This is a genomic window from Rubinisphaera italica, assembly GCF_007859715.1.
Lineage (GTDB): Bacteria > Planctomycetota > Planctomycetia > Planctomycetales > Planctomycetaceae > Rubinisphaera > Rubinisphaera italica.
Genome location: NZ_SJPG01000001.1, coordinates 6,012,198 through 6,025,026, shown reverse-complemented (window position 1 = coordinate 6,025,026; position 12,829 = coordinate 6,012,198). Strand labels below are relative to the sequence as shown.

Below are 12,829 nucleotides of genomic sequence, written 5' to 3'. Positions count from 1 at the left end.
TTTGCCTTAAAAGTTGGAGTAAGTAATTATGAAGAGTGATGATTTAAAATATAGAAATCTAAAAGAGCTATTGTCACGTTACGAAGAGAAAGGACGAGGTGAGTCAATCGCTTTCCTCAATTGGTTTCTGGAAAACATATTTAGACTTGATGGCATCGAGGCAGATGACGCAATTTGTGATCGACCCAATGATCGTGGAATTGATGGTCTTTTTGTTGATCACAATCAAGAGATGATTTATGTATTGCAAGGGAAGATTAAACAAAAAGAATCAACTCTTGGGGATGCATCTCTTAGAGAACTCGCAGGTACGATAACCCAATTAGATAATGAAGAATCAGTCCAATCCTTGCTGGATGGAGGAGCCAATGAAGAACTTAAACGAGTGTTACGTAGAAACAGTGTTAGGTGGATTCAATTTTGAAATGCACGGGTTTTGGGTTCGAACAGTTCGTGTGGTGATTTGAATTGGTACTTTTTGCGAGGCCGGTTGTTCAACTCCATCACAGCCGCTTGAATATCCTCGGCTTTCAGTTTACGGAAATCGCTCCCCTTCAGGAAGTATTGCCGCAGAAGCCCGTTGGTGTTCTCATTCTGGCCGCGTTGCCACGGCTGGCGAGCCGGAGCAAAATAGATCGCACAATGCAGGGCTTGCTCCAACTCTCGATGACCCGAAAACTCACTCCCGTTGTCCGTCGTCAAAGTTCGAATCAATGACGATGGCAACCCCTCAAACGCAAACACCGAAGCCGCGTTCAACGTCGATGCTTTCTTGTCCGGCAGATAGCTCGCCACAAGATAGCCGGTCTTGCGTTCGACATGCGTGACAATGTAGCCGGTCCCCTTTTGACCCTCGATGGTATCCGATTCCCAGTGCCCGATCCGCGAACGATTGCGTGCAGAAACCGGTCGCTGATCCATTGGCTTTTTGGTCGGGTCGCATCGTCTGGAGATCCCTGTGCCGTAGCGTTTGCGGCGTTTCTTTCTCGATTGACGCAGCTGCCTGTAGATGTTGCCGCCCTGCTTTTTGTTTGCTTTGATCCAGGCGTAAATCGTCTCAATGGATATTCGCATTCTGGCCTCCCGAGGATGCAGTCGCAAGAGTTGACCTGCAATCTGTTCCGGCGACCACTTGAGAGACAACTTATCGAGCAGGAATTCTTTGAGCGGAGCGTGGTTGAGTTTCCAGGGGAGTTTGCAGAGTTGTCGACGCCGTCGCGCTTTGCGGTCGGCTTTCCCGGCGAAATACTTCCCGGTCGCATCCGAATTCCGCCGCAGTTCTCGGGAGATCGTGCTGGGGTCTCGGGATAACTCGCGCGCAATTTCTATTCGAGAGTGTCCCAGGGCGTGCATGTGCGCTATGGAATCACGTTCCTCAGCAGTAAGATGCGTGTGTGACATTCGTGATTTCTTCTTAGTAGGATTGATGGTCGTTTGGTCAAAACAAACCATCTCACGAATGTCACTCTTTTTCCATCAACCCGTGCATTTCAAAATTGAATCCACCCCGTATCAGAACAATGGAGTCTTTGAGAAAAAGAAAAAGCAGAAGATTTGAAATAACACCAATTGGGGAATTGCATGAAAATAAAGACTTCACTTGAACTGATATATTGTGAAGACTGGCGTACAATTACTGAATATCTATGGCAAGAAGTTTATTATTGCATTTGGTAGCCCCCTGAGTTCACAATTGTTGTAGGAATCAAATTAACGACACGGACGGTCGGGTTCTCCATTGAGGAATCCCGGACCATGCGAAATCGTATTCTGGAAATTTCGGAAGTACCGGCTCGTCTACGGATTGAACGGCGACAGCTGGTAATTGAATCCGAACCGAGATCCGAACGGATCCCTCTGGAAGATGTGGCTGTGCTGGTCGTCGCTCATCCTCAGGTCAGTTATACCCAGGCCGTGCTTGCGGAACTGGCGGCTTCGGGCGGAACCTTCGTCACCTGCGATCGCTCCCGCATGCCGATCGGAATTTTACTGCCACTCGATGGAAACTCGATCCAGAACGAACGCTTTCGGCATCAATTGGAACTTTCCAAACCCAGGCAGAAGCAAGCCTGGAAACAGATCATCAAAGCCAAAGTGCATATGCAGGCCACCTTACTGGAAATTCGCCTGCAAACGGATGCCGGCTTGCGACCTTTGATTTCTCAAATCCGCTCGGGCGATCCCTCCAATATCGAAGGTCGAGCCGCCCGCAAATATTGGACAGCTCTTTTCGGCAGCGATTTCCGACGGGATCGTGATGCAGCCGATCATAATCGACTCCTCAACTATGGCTACGCAATCCTGCGGGCAGCCACCGCTCGAGCCATTGTCGCAGCCGGCCTGCACCCATCTCTGGGATTGCATCACCACAATAAATACAACGCTTATTGTCTGGCCGACGATTTGATGGAGCCATACCGCCCTATTGTCGATCGTGCAGTTGCCGAACTGGTCGATGATTATGACGAGACGCCGGAAATGAATCAGGAAGTGCGGGCCTGCTTATTACGTTCTTTGTTGAGTTCGTTTCTGATCAGCCAGCAGCAACGCAGCCTGTTCAATGCTCTGAGCCGGACCGCGTCTTCGCTCGTGTCGATCATTCAGGGAAATTCTGATCAACTCGAATTGCCGGAGGACTTCGCCCATGCCCCGGCGTGAAATCACATTTTCAGGATACAAATCCATGTGGCTCTTCACCATGTTTGACCTGCCTGTGAAAACGAAAAAGGAACGTCGCAATTACACTCGTTTCCGCAATTTATTACTTGATAATGGCTTCACTCAAATGCAATACTCTGTGTATGCAAGATTTTGCGTGAGCGAAGAAATAGCCGATACGCACAAATCCCGCTTGGAGCGAGCCTTGCCGCCCAAAGGATACGTGCGTCTGCTGGCAGTGACAGATCGACAATTTGCCAAAATGCAAAGTTTTTACGGTAAAAATGCAACCGAAATCGAATCTAAACCTGATCAACTCTCCCTTTTCTGAGTTTATAAATGGCCATAAATCATTGTGGTGTCAGGTTTTGCACTTGAAGTAGTGTATCCAAGCAGTGCCTCCCTGCGAACCACAGCGTTTCGGCCAAGCGAATAGCATCGCTATCGGGCTGAGCAAGAAATTCAGAATAGTGATTTGAACACCCAAATCTTCAAAGTGTCGACTCACGAATTGTGGAATCGGCACAATTCCAATTTGCCAGATTTTAATGAGTTGTCGCTCTGTGGGCAGATTCACAGACGCCAATCGACTCTCTGTCAATACTTCGCGAAGTTGCCCACATGCTGCGAATCAGATCGGGCTAATAGTACACCATCTCACTAGAATCACACAAAGGAATGTTCAAAATGAAACGTAGTGCCATCGGAGTCATCACAATCGGAATCGCCCTTGCTGGATGGTGGGCCACGACCACACTGGCTGGTCCCACCATCACTGTGGGGCGGAATGTTCCTGCCAACCAGCAGGTGCCGGTTGACAAAATCGATCATTCAATATGGAATTCTTTGCTCTCCAAGTATGTCGATAACAATGGATATGTGGACTACTCGACCTGGAAAGCTTCATCGGCCGACCAGCAGTTGCTGGATACGTACATTCAGCAACTTTCAGCGGCTTCTTTCTCAACAAATTCGACCCGGGAAGCCAAGCTCGCATTCTGGATTAATGCTTACAATGCAGTGAGTGTCAAGGGGATACTGCGGGAGTATCCCACGACAAGTATTCGTAATCACACGGCAAAGGTCTATGGCTATAACATTTGGAAGGACTTGCAGTTACTCGTTGGGAGTCAACCGTATTCTCTAGAAGCCATCGAACACGAAGTATTGCGAAAAATGGGAGAGCCAAGAATTCACTTTGCCATCGTCTGTGCCTCCATTGGATGTCCGAGACTTTATAATGAAGCTTATACAGCCAGTAAACTCGATGAACAACTCACGCTGAACACTCAGGCATTTTTTGCCGATCCAACAAAGTTTACAGCGGATACCGCAAGCGGCACGATTCAGGTCTCTCCGATTATGAAGTGGTTTGCAGAGGATTTTGGGAGTAACACTGCGGCTCAGATGAAAACGATCGCTCCGTATGTTCCCGATCAAGCGCAAGCGTTGACTGCCAGCGGCCAGGCGCGAGTCAATTATCTGGATTATGACTGGGGTCTGAATGATCAGGCAAAGGTTCGTGGTTCAAGTCGTCGTTAATTGTGTTCACTCACAGAGCGAGTAAAAATTGTCTTTACTTAAACTCAATGTGAATCGCTTCACACACAATGACATGTGGTCTGGCCGATACAGAATTATAGCGATCGCGGTATTGGATTTCCGCGATGATAAATAGAACGAACGAAAGGATGCGTTATGAATCGTTTACGCTGGATTTCCGTGTGTGGGCTTCTCGTCAGTGCGATGATCGCAGGTTGTCATACGTCCCGTGGATGCGGAGGGAGTTGTTCTAGTGGCAACTGCCCTTTGCCGGGAGGTACCGTCACTCCTCACGGTGGCACTTCTTACGGAGCACCACAGGGGTCTGGGACATATTCTCAACCTGCGTCTCCTCCTTCTATGATTCAAGGCTCCGGGTCACGCTGATCAGTACCGCTGGGAAGCGATGTGAGGGAAAGGATATTGAACCTGTTTCGAGAATGTTCCGGTATTTGTTAACGCGATGTGGCTCTGTGAATCTAATCACAGAACCACATCGCGATTGTATTTAACATTATTGTACTTTGCTGAAGATTGCCGAAACGATTCCCTTCCGTCTTAACCATGTTTGGAGCATTCGATGTTGATTTCAGTAAGAATTGGACTTGTTCTGTTGGTCGTTGGTTGTGCGACTTCCGTTGCTTACAGCCAATGCGGAAGTGCCTATCGTAACTATGGTTATCACCAGCCATCTAATGGCTATTGGTTTCCACGTTCAGCAATGATGCCCCAATCCTATTACTATCAACCCCGCTACTTTGGGCAACCACAGTTTCCAGTTAGTAGCCCATGTCATGGCGTGAGACCGGGGAATGCACCCCAACAAGGGTCAGCCATGAGAAGTTATAATGGGCCGCAAACGATCGGACAACAGCCTGCACCCTCAATCAATCCAACCTCTCCCACACCAGAACCATCCTATTCTGCACCGCAAGGATCTGGTTCTCGCAGCACACCCTCACAGGGTTCCGGTTCAAGATAAACCTGTCGGGGAATTTCTGCTCTAACAGGAGGCATGGAAGTCTCTCCTGTGCTTTGTCGTAGAGAGAAGTATCATGATCACTACTGTTGACCATAGTTCATGTTCTCCAGAGCTTCTGGAAGACAATCTGGCAAATGTATGGGTGATCATACCGGTTTACAATGAAGAAGCCTCCCTGCCACTTGTGTTAAAGGATCTGCCCAAAGTCGGACAGATCCTGGTTGTAGACAATGGTTCGACTGATCGCTCAGCATCAATCGCCGTGCAACACGGAGCCACTGTCGTTACCGAACCCCGACGTGGATATGGCTCTGCATGTCTGGCAGGAATACAAGCAATCCGTGAACTGATAACGGAGGATTCACGTCCCGAAATCGTCGTTTTCATTGATGGCGACTATAGCGATCATTCAGATTTGCTGCCTTTACTGGTGAGACCAATTTTACAGGGGCAGGTCGACTTTGTAGCTGGTTCTCGAATGTTGGGTGAACGTGAACCAGGAGCGATGCCTCCTGCTGCGGTGTTTGGAAACTGGTTGGCTCCTTTGCTGATGTGGCTGTGCTGGGGGGCTAAATTTACGGATCTGGGCCCATTCCGCGCAATTACGTGGCAAGCACTAGAGAAACTCGGGATGTCTGATCGAAATTTTGGTTGGACGGTGGAAATGCAGATCAAAGCGACAGTCGCCCGACTCAGATGCCATGAGATTCCCGTGCCGTATCGCCGCCGCGTTGGAAAGAGCAAAATCAGTGGCACGATTAGCGGATCAGTCAAAGCGGGTTACAAGATTCTGTACACAATTGCTCGATATCGCTGGCTGACATGGTGGCAACGGTGACAGCTACAGCATCAAAAGTGCCAATTAACACTTCCAATCGGGCTGGGATCACGATGGCAATCAAGTCCATTCAATGGGGATTACTGATCGCCCTAGCTTTCATTTATTTTGTGATTGCATGTTTGAGTTCTCGCTTTGAGTTTAACTCCGAATTCTCACAACGACCGATCCTCCTGGTGTTAGGGCTACTGTCCACAGCTTTTGTTTTGCATATCGTAAGTCTGCGAATGGCTCTGCGAGGAAACAATTATCTGGCAATATCGAGATTTGTGTTTCTGGGCGGGGCAATATTTCGATTGATTCTTCTTCCTTCCTACCCAATTCAGGAAGTTGATATTTATCGTTATCTGTGGGACGGTGCCGTGGTCTCACACGGGGACAATCCCTATCGCCTGAGCCCTCAACAGGTTCTTCATTCGCAACGGGAAGAGTCAAGCAGTGCAGAGCTGACATCACTAGCGAACTTGAAGGATTCATCACGATCATTGTCCGAAACACTCAACAGGATTCATTTTGGTGAGTTGATCACTGTCTACCCACCGGTGTCGCAAGCCGTCTTTGGGACTGCGTCCCTCGTGGTTCCAGACAATGCTTCCCTCTACCAGCGAGTCATCACGATGAAGACAGTGCTGACAGCTTTCGACCTTGGTACGTTATTACTGGTTCTCCTTCTTCTAAGACGAATGAATCGACATCCTGGCTGGGCGATCCTTTATGGCTGGTGTCCGCTTGTGCTTAAAGAATTCGCGAACAGCGGTCATCTTGACTCTATTGCGGTTTTTCTAACGACTGCAGCAATATTGGCATTGATTATCGGTATTGCAGCATCGCAAATAAAATGGCAACTGCTCTGGTTGGCATGCTCGTCACTATTTCTGGGATTGGGAGTCGGTGCCAAGCTTTATCCTGTCATTCTTATCCCTGTGTTGACATTGTGGGTAAGTTGCACGTTGAGTCGGAGAATCGCTGTTGGATACTTTGCCAGTCTGCTAGTGATCGCGGGATTCAGTCTGGTACCTATGCTGGCGACCGCTCCTGCGGCGACCACCAGAATTATCGCTCCTGTTGAAGCTGATAAAATAAGTGAATTAATGCCAACAGATGAGGATTCGGCGATAATTGCTGAGAGTGGCTTAGTGACATTTCTGTCTCGCTGGGAAATCAATGATCTGTTTTTTATGGTCATTGTTGAGAATCTACGACCGGACATCGATTTTTCTACTTTGACCGACTCAACTTCCCGATCACATTGGTTTGTAATCATTCCTCAATCGCTTCGCCTGCAAATCGCAAGTCAGCTTTCCGCGATTTTACAGTGTCCGATACCGGAGGCTACGTTTCTTGCAGCGCGAGCGATCACTCTCATTATTTTCATGTCCATAGTCGCAATCTTGCTCAGACGAGCGGTGCAAAATAACAATCGCATGTATTGGTTGAGAGTTTCTTTTCTCACAATTGCATGGTTCTGGGCGTTGTCGCCGACTTTGAATCCGTGGTACTGGACATGGGCGATTCCGCTTCTCCCATTTGCAGGTCGTCGTGCCTGGACGGCAGTTTCGCTGTTGATTTTCGCCTATTACATAAGATTCTGGATACTATATCACGTTACAGAATCGAACGTTTTGGGAACGGGTTATCACGGGGAGGAATTCTTTCACTTTGTAATCGCTCCACTGGAACATTTGCTCTGGCTGGCTTTGTTGGGAGCCGAATCATTTTTTTATCGAAATGTATGTGTGGTCACAGAAGCAGACACCACTTGCGACATACATTAAGAGAAGTGAGCGAGTGCACCATTTGCATCGTAATTATTGATCAAGTTGCTATCTCAGGAAGGACCAGAACGAGATGTCAAAGGCTTTTCATCCGAATGCTAACAATACAGCGGAAGCCTCAGTTTATAATCGCTATGCGGCAGCAGCTCAGGCACGAGAAGAATTGTTATGCTGTCCAGTCGAGTATGCCGGCGACTTTCTTGCTGTGATTCCTCAGGAGATTCTTGAGCGTGACTATGGCTGCGGCGATCCGACCCGTCATGTGCATGAAGGCGAAACGGTTGTCGACCTGGGTTCTGGTGGAGGCAAATTATGCTACATCTTGTCTCAAGTTGTGGGAAAGCGAGGCCGTGTTATTGGGGTCGATTGCAATCTGGAGATGCTTGCTCTGGCACGTAAGCATCAGGGGCAGGTTGCGGAACGTCTCGGCTACGATAATGTCGATTTTCGCTACGGGATGATCCAAGATCTGCAATTGGATCTGGATCTGTTGGGACGAGAGTTGGGCCAACATCCCATTGCCGACCCATCAAGCTGGTTAAAGCTTCGAAATATTGAGGAACGTCTGCGACATGACCAGCCGATGATTGCGTCCAATACCGTCGACTGTGTTGTCTCTAACTGTGTGCTCAATCTCGTCCGGCAGCAGGATCGAAAACAACTCTTTGCAGAGATCTTCCGAGTGCTCAAAAAAGGAGGGCGAGCGGCAATCAGCGACATTGTCTCCGATGAAGACGTCCCTCAGGAATTGCAGGAAAATCCCGAACTCTGGTCCGGATGCATTTCCGGGGCTTTTCGGGAGGAGCAATTTCTCCAAGCCTTTGAAGAGGTTGGATTTCATGGCATAGAACTCGTCAAACGGCAGTCAGAGCCGTGGCGAACTGTCGATGGAATTGAATTTCGATCTGTAACAGTCGTTGCCAATAAAGGTAAACAAGGGCCATGTCTGGAACGGAATCAGGCGGTAATCTACCGCGGACCTTTCAAAAAGGTTGAGGACGATGACGGTCACGCCTACAACCGGGGCATGAGAATGGCAGTGTGCGACAAGACATTCCATCTGCTACAGCAATCGCCTTATGCAGGCTTGTTCGAAGCCGTTGAACCACTCACTCCAATCCCACTCAACGATGCAGTCCCCTTTGATTGTCGACGCAGCAAAATACGTTCAACCAGAGAATCCAAAGGTGAAGATTACGATGTGACAACAGAATCTATTGGGCCATGTTGTGAACCTGACGGCGAGTGCTGCTAATCACTTCGATGCATTAACAAACCAGGGAGGGCAATAAGATGTTAGTTTTAGCACGCAAGTCTGGAGAATCTCTCATGATTGATGAAGTGACAGAGACACGAGTTCTGGAGATCCGCGGTGACCGTGTTCGTCTGGGAATCAGGGCTCCATGGAATGTCAATATCCGCCGCACGGAATTGCAGTTTTCGATTTCTATGGAAAAAGATTCGTTACTTGGATCTTCTATGGAACCTTTGAATACGAAATAGAGGGAACGATGGTGAATTTAACATTGGTACGAGAAGGCCATCGGCTGGCCAGTCCAGAATATCAGCGAAAACTACTCGAAAGTTCAAATGAGTTGCCAAGGTTTCAGGAAACCCTGACCAGCTTGGGCACTCATGCACTTACAGCCAGCGGAATTGAAACATTGCAGGTGAATGTCGGGCGCGTCTGCAATCAGACGTGCTCACATTGTCATGTGGATGCCGGGCCGGATCGCAAGGAGAATATGTCTGCAGAAGTGGCAGAGGCTTGCCTGGAGTTTCTGTCGCGAGCGAATGTCAACACATTGGACATCACCGGAGGTGCTCCTGAGATGAATCCCAGCTTTCGCCGGCTTGTCACTCAGGCTCATAAGTTGGGCAGGAAAGTCATTGACCGCTGCAATTTGACAATTCTGCAGGCTCCTGGATATGAGGATCTGGCAGAATTCCTGGCGGAACATCAGGTCGAAGTTGTGGCCTCGCTACCGTGTTATCTTGAGGAAAATGTCAATAAGCAACGTGGAGATCGAGTGTTTCAGCGATCGATCGCAGCGTTGAAGAAACTCAATACACTGGGATATGGCGTTCCCGATTCCGGGTTATCGTTGTCATTGGTCTATAATCCCCTGGGTCCTTCTTTGCCTCCGGATCAACAGCGTCTTGAGGCTGATTATCGACGAGAGTTACGAACACGATATGGAATTGAATTCACGCAGCTTTTTACGATTACCAACATGCCGATCAGTCGGTTTCTCGCCGAGCTATTGCAGCAGGAGCAATATGAGACCTACATGCAAACGATGATCGAAGCGTTCAATCCCGCGACAATCGAAGGCTTAATGTGCCGCACAATGCTCTCGGTTGACTGGCTGGGAAATCTCTACGACTGCGACTTCAACCAGATGCTCGATCTCGAACTTTTATCAGGCCGGCTCAACATCATGAATCTGGATGATGAGTCTCTGCTGAAACTTCTGAACAGAAAAATTGTGACTGGCCGACACTGTTTCGGATGCACGGCCGGGTGTGGTTCCAGCTGTCAGGGAAGTCTTGCACACACAGATGAAAGTTCGAAATAACATGGCTGAAAAGAATCGGTCTTCTAAGAGTCTGTGGAAGAAGCTGGGGCTGATAACAGGGATCGTTATTGCCGCTGCTGTCGGCTATTCCCAGTTTGGTGAAGCTCTCACGCTGGAAAATCTGGCGGCTCAAGAAGCTGAGTTGAAGGCCTTTCAACAAAAGCATCCTCTCATGGTTTATGGAGTCGCCTTCGCGATTTACGTCGCGGTAACCGGGTTGTCGCTACCTGGTGCAACTGTGTTGACGTTGACTTGCGGTTGGTTCTTCGGACTTCCACGCGGTTTTGTGTTGGTCAGCTTTGCCTCGACAACCGGGGCTACGGTCGCCTTTCTGGTGAGCCGATATCTTCTTCGGGAGCCAATCCAGAATCGATTTGGCGAGAGGTTAAAAACCTTCAATCAATCCCTGGAACGCGAAGGAGCCTTTTATCTGTTTATGCTCCGACTGATTCCTGCAGTCCCGTTTTTTGTCATCAATGTCGTAATGGGACTGACGCCAATACGAGCCAGGACATTCTGGTGGGTGAGCCAACTGGGGATGCTCCCGGGGACGGCTGTGTATGTTTACGCCGGAGCCAGTGTCCCGGAACTGGCAACACTGGCTGAGCAAGGAGTGAGTGGAATTCTGTCTCCGCAACTGATGGTGGCGTTTGTGTTGTTAGGGGTGATGCCCCTGTTGTTGCGTAAACTCGTCAGATGGATTCGTCCCAACTCGACTCTCAGAATTGTTCAGGATGACAACGATTCCATCGAGATCGACCGCGATACGAAATGCGCTGCGTCTGAAGTCGAGAATACGGATTCCCATCAGATACAAGGAACGTCATGATCAATGATGCCAACGTAGCGGATACAGATCGAAGTTCTCTGGCAATTTCAGGAGGTGAGATGTCGAACCATTCACCGCTCACACCCTATGACGAATACAATCGTAAACTCGAATCGGATGTTCATCCTCCGGACTGGATCAATCCTCAGCCGAGTGGACGATACAACCTCGTAGTGATTGGTGCCGGAACGGCTGGTCTGGTCACAGCGGCCGGAGCGGCTGGTTTAGGAGCGAAGGTTGCTTTGATTGAGCGAAGCCTGATGGGAGGGGATTGCCTCAATGTCGGTTGTGTCCCTTCCAAGGCGCTGATCAGTGCTGCCCGCATGGCTCGAACGATTCGCAATGCGGATGAATTTGGAATAAATATTCCCGATGGGACGAAGGCTGATTTCGCACGAGTCATGGAGAGGATGCGACGCTTACGATCCCAGATCAGTCCTAATGATTCCGCAGCCAGGTTTCGAGATCTGGGAGTGGATGTTTTTCTTGGTGAGGCACGGTTCAAAGGTTCGAATACGATTGAGGTTGGTGAGCAGACGCTTTCATTTCGAAAGGCAGTCATCGCAACTGGAGCACGGGCATCGGCTCCTCCAATTCCCGGATTACAGGACGTTCCGTATCTGACAAATGAAACTCTGTTTTCCCTGACCGAGCTTCCACGTCGTTTCGGGGTGATTGGTGCAGGGCCGATCGGTTGCGAAATGGCGCAGGCTTTCTCAAATCTCGGTTCTGAAGTTCTGCTCGTTGAGGCAGAACACGGTGTTTTACCCATCGAAGATCCCGATGCGTCCGCAATCGTTGGTCGTTCTCTGCAGAACGACGGAGTCCAACTCCTTTGCTGTGGCAAGGAACTCAAGCTCCGCAGTGAATCCGGTCAAATCTGGATGTCTGTCGAATCCCATGGAACACAGTATGACGAACCGGTTGATCAATTACTGGTCTCGGTTGGACGTGCTCCCAATGTGAACGGGTTGGGCCTGGAAACTCTCGGTGTTGAATTCGATTTGAGAACCGGTGTGAAAGTTGATGATCGGTTGCGGACGACCAATCCCAATATTTTCGCAGCTGGCGATGTCTGCTCACGCTACAAATTCACACATGCGGCTGACTTTATGGCCCGTATTGTCATTCAAAATTCCCTGTTCATGGGACGTTCGAAGGCGAGTGCACTGACCATTCCCTGGTGCACTTACACATCGCCGGAAATCGCTCATGTCGGCTTGTCGGAACGGGAGGCAAGCAAACAGGGAGTCGCCATCGACACTTTTCTCCAGCATTTTGCCGATGTTGATCGAGCAATCCTTTCAGGAGATACCGAGGGTTTCGTCAAAGTTCATACCCATAAAGGAACCGATCGGATCGCCGGGGCCACGATTGTTTCGCCGCACGCCGGAGAAATGATCTCAGAAATCACGCTCGCCATGACCCACGGCCTGGGCCTGAAAAAGATCGGATCAACTATTCACCCCTATCCCACCCAGATCGAAGCCATCCGCAAACTGGGAGATCAATATAATCGAACCCGACTCACTCCGTTCGTTAAATCTCTATTTCAGAAGTGGCTCGCGTGGACCCGCTGAGGAATTAGTATGAGGTTGAGGTATTCAGATTTATCAATAATGTGCG

Annotated in this window: 12 protein-coding genes; 11 read left to right on the top strand and 1 reads right to left on the bottom strand. The window is 49.2% G+C overall.

What is annotated here, in order from left to right; genetic code table 11:
* Nucleotides 1–28 precede the first annotated feature (28 nt).
* Complete coding sequence (locus Pan54_RS23035) at nt 29–424, top strand: hypothetical protein (RefSeq protein WP_207310209.1); 396 nt, start codon at nt 29–31, stop codon at nt 422–424.
* On the opposite strand, the gene Pan54_RS23030 is transcribed toward Pan54_RS23035, so the two are convergent.
* Nucleotides 415–1,401 carry an IS30 family transposase gene (locus Pan54_RS23030; protein ID WP_165441826.1) on the bottom strand — a complete coding sequence of 329 codons (987 nt, stop codon included), beginning with the start codon at nt 1,399–1,401 and terminating at the stop codon, nt 415–417. The two genes, Pan54_RS23035 and Pan54_RS23030, sit on opposite strands and share 10 nt — an antisense overlap.
* Nucleotides 1,402–1,755: 354 nt before the next feature.
* Here Pan54_RS23030 and cas1 point away from each other — a divergent pair, with 354 nt between their 5' ends.
* The 10 genes from cas1 to Pan54_RS22980 all read left to right on the top strand — a co-directional run bounded on the left by cas1 (nt 1,756) and on the right by Pan54_RS22980 (nt 12,783).
* Nucleotides 1,756–2,658 (top strand): type II CRISPR-associated endonuclease Cas1, encoded by a 903-nt coding sequence (gene cas1, locus Pan54_RS23025; RefSeq protein WP_146505788.1) that lies wholly within the window; start codon nt 1,756–1,758, stop codon nt 2,656–2,658.
* 25 nt (nt 2,659–2,683) lie between these two features.
* The gene (gene cas2, locus Pan54_RS23020) at nt 2,684–2,989 is read left to right on the top strand and encodes a CRISPR-associated endonuclease Cas2 (RefSeq protein ID WP_207310208.1); all 306 of its coding nucleotides are present in this window, start codon (nt 2,684–2,686) and stop codon (nt 2,987–2,989) included.
* A gap of 356 nt (nt 2,990–3,345) precedes the next feature.
* Nucleotides 3,346–4,200 carry a DUF547 domain-containing protein gene (locus Pan54_RS23015; RefSeq protein WP_207310207.1) on the top strand — a complete coding sequence of 285 codons (855 nt, stop codon included), beginning with the start codon at nt 3,346–3,348 and terminating at the stop codon, nt 4,198–4,200.
* A 1,055-nt stretch (nt 4,201–5,255) separates the two neighbouring features.
* Nucleotides 5,256–6,020: a glycosyltransferase family 2 protein gene (locus tag Pan54_RS23010; RefSeq protein WP_146505786.1), complete on the top strand. Its 765-nt coding sequence runs from the start codon at nt 5,256–5,258 to the stop codon at nt 6,018–6,020.
* A 227-nt stretch (nt 6,021–6,247) separates the two neighbouring features.
* Nucleotides 6,248–7,795, top strand: coding sequence for a hypothetical protein (locus Pan54_RS23005; protein ID WP_146505785.1), 1,548 nt, complete (start codon nt 6,248–6,250; stop codon nt 7,793–7,795).
* A 73-nt stretch (nt 7,796–7,868) separates the two neighbouring features.
* Nucleotides 7,869–9,050 carry a methyltransferase domain-containing protein gene (locus Pan54_RS23000; RefSeq protein WP_146505784.1) on the top strand — a complete coding sequence of 394 codons (1,182 nt, stop codon included), beginning with the start codon at nt 7,869–7,871 and terminating at the stop codon, nt 9,048–9,050.
* A 38-nt stretch (nt 9,051–9,088) separates the two neighbouring features.
* Complete coding sequence (locus Pan54_RS22995; RefSeq protein WP_146505783.1) at nt 9,089–9,298, top strand: carbon storage regulator; 210 nt, start codon at nt 9,089–9,091, stop codon at nt 9,296–9,298.
* An 8-nt stretch (nt 9,299–9,306) separates the two neighbouring features.
* Nucleotides 9,307–10,374, top strand: a complete 1,068-nt coding sequence (arsS, locus tag Pan54_RS22990) for an arsenosugar biosynthesis radical SAM (seleno)protein ArsS (protein ID WP_146505782.1) — start codon at nt 9,307–9,309, stop codon at nt 10,372–10,374.
* Complete coding sequence (locus Pan54_RS22985; RefSeq protein WP_207310206.1) at nt 10,358–11,203, top strand: TVP38/TMEM64 family protein; 846 nt, start codon at nt 10,358–10,360, stop codon at nt 11,201–11,203. The genes arsS and Pan54_RS22985 overlap by 17 nt, the downstream gene beginning before the upstream one ends.
* A gap of 59 nt (nt 11,204–11,262) precedes the next feature.
* Nucleotides 11,263–12,783: a mercuric reductase gene (locus Pan54_RS22980; RefSeq protein WP_146505781.1), complete on the top strand. Its 1,521-nt coding sequence runs from the start codon at nt 11,263–11,265 to the stop codon at nt 12,781–12,783.
* The last annotated feature ends 46 nt before the right edge of the window (nt 12,784–12,829 follow it).

What these genes read in the sequence shown, in the direction of transcription:
- Pan54_RS23035 (WP_207310209.1), top strand. Translation starts at nt 29, where the DNA reads ATGAAGAGTGATGATTTAAAATATAGAAATCTAAAAGAGCTATTGTCA.
- Pan54_RS23030 (WP_165441826.1), bottom strand. Translation starts at nt 1,401, where the DNA reads ATGTCACACACGCATCTTACTGCTGAGGAACGTGATTCCATAGCGCAC.
- cas1 (WP_146505788.1), top strand. Translation starts at nt 1,756, where the DNA reads ATGCGAAATCGTATTCTGGAAATTTCGGAAGTACCGGCTCGTCTACGG.
- cas2 (WP_207310208.1), top strand. Translation starts at nt 2,684, where the DNA reads ATGTGGCTCTTCACCATGTTTGACCTGCCTGTGAAAACGAAAAAGGAA.
- Pan54_RS23015 (WP_207310207.1), top strand. Translation starts at nt 3,346, where the DNA reads ATGAAACGTAGTGCCATCGGAGTCATCACAATCGGAATCGCCCTTGCT.
- Pan54_RS23010 (WP_146505786.1), top strand. Translation starts at nt 5,256, where the DNA reads ATGATCACTACTGTTGACCATAGTTCATGTTCTCCAGAGCTTCTGGAA.
- Pan54_RS23005 (WP_146505785.1), top strand. Translation starts at nt 6,248, where the DNA reads ATGGCTCTGCGAGGAAACAATTATCTGGCAATATCGAGATTTGTGTTT.
- Pan54_RS23000 (WP_146505784.1), top strand. Translation starts at nt 7,869, where the DNA reads ATGTCAAAGGCTTTTCATCCGAATGCTAACAATACAGCGGAAGCCTCA.
- Pan54_RS22995 (WP_146505783.1), top strand. Translation starts at nt 9,089, where the DNA reads ATGTTAGTTTTAGCACGCAAGTCTGGAGAATCTCTCATGATTGATGAA.
- arsS (WP_146505782.1), top strand. Translation starts at nt 9,307, where the DNA reads ATGGTGAATTTAACATTGGTACGAGAAGGCCATCGGCTGGCCAGTCCA.
- Pan54_RS22985 (WP_207310206.1), top strand. Translation starts at nt 10,358, where the DNA reads ATGAAAGTTCGAAATAACATGGCTGAAAAGAATCGGTCTTCTAAGAGT.
- Pan54_RS22980 (WP_146505781.1), top strand. Translation starts at nt 11,263, where the DNA reads ATGTCGAACCATTCACCGCTCACACCCTATGACGAATACAATCGTAAA.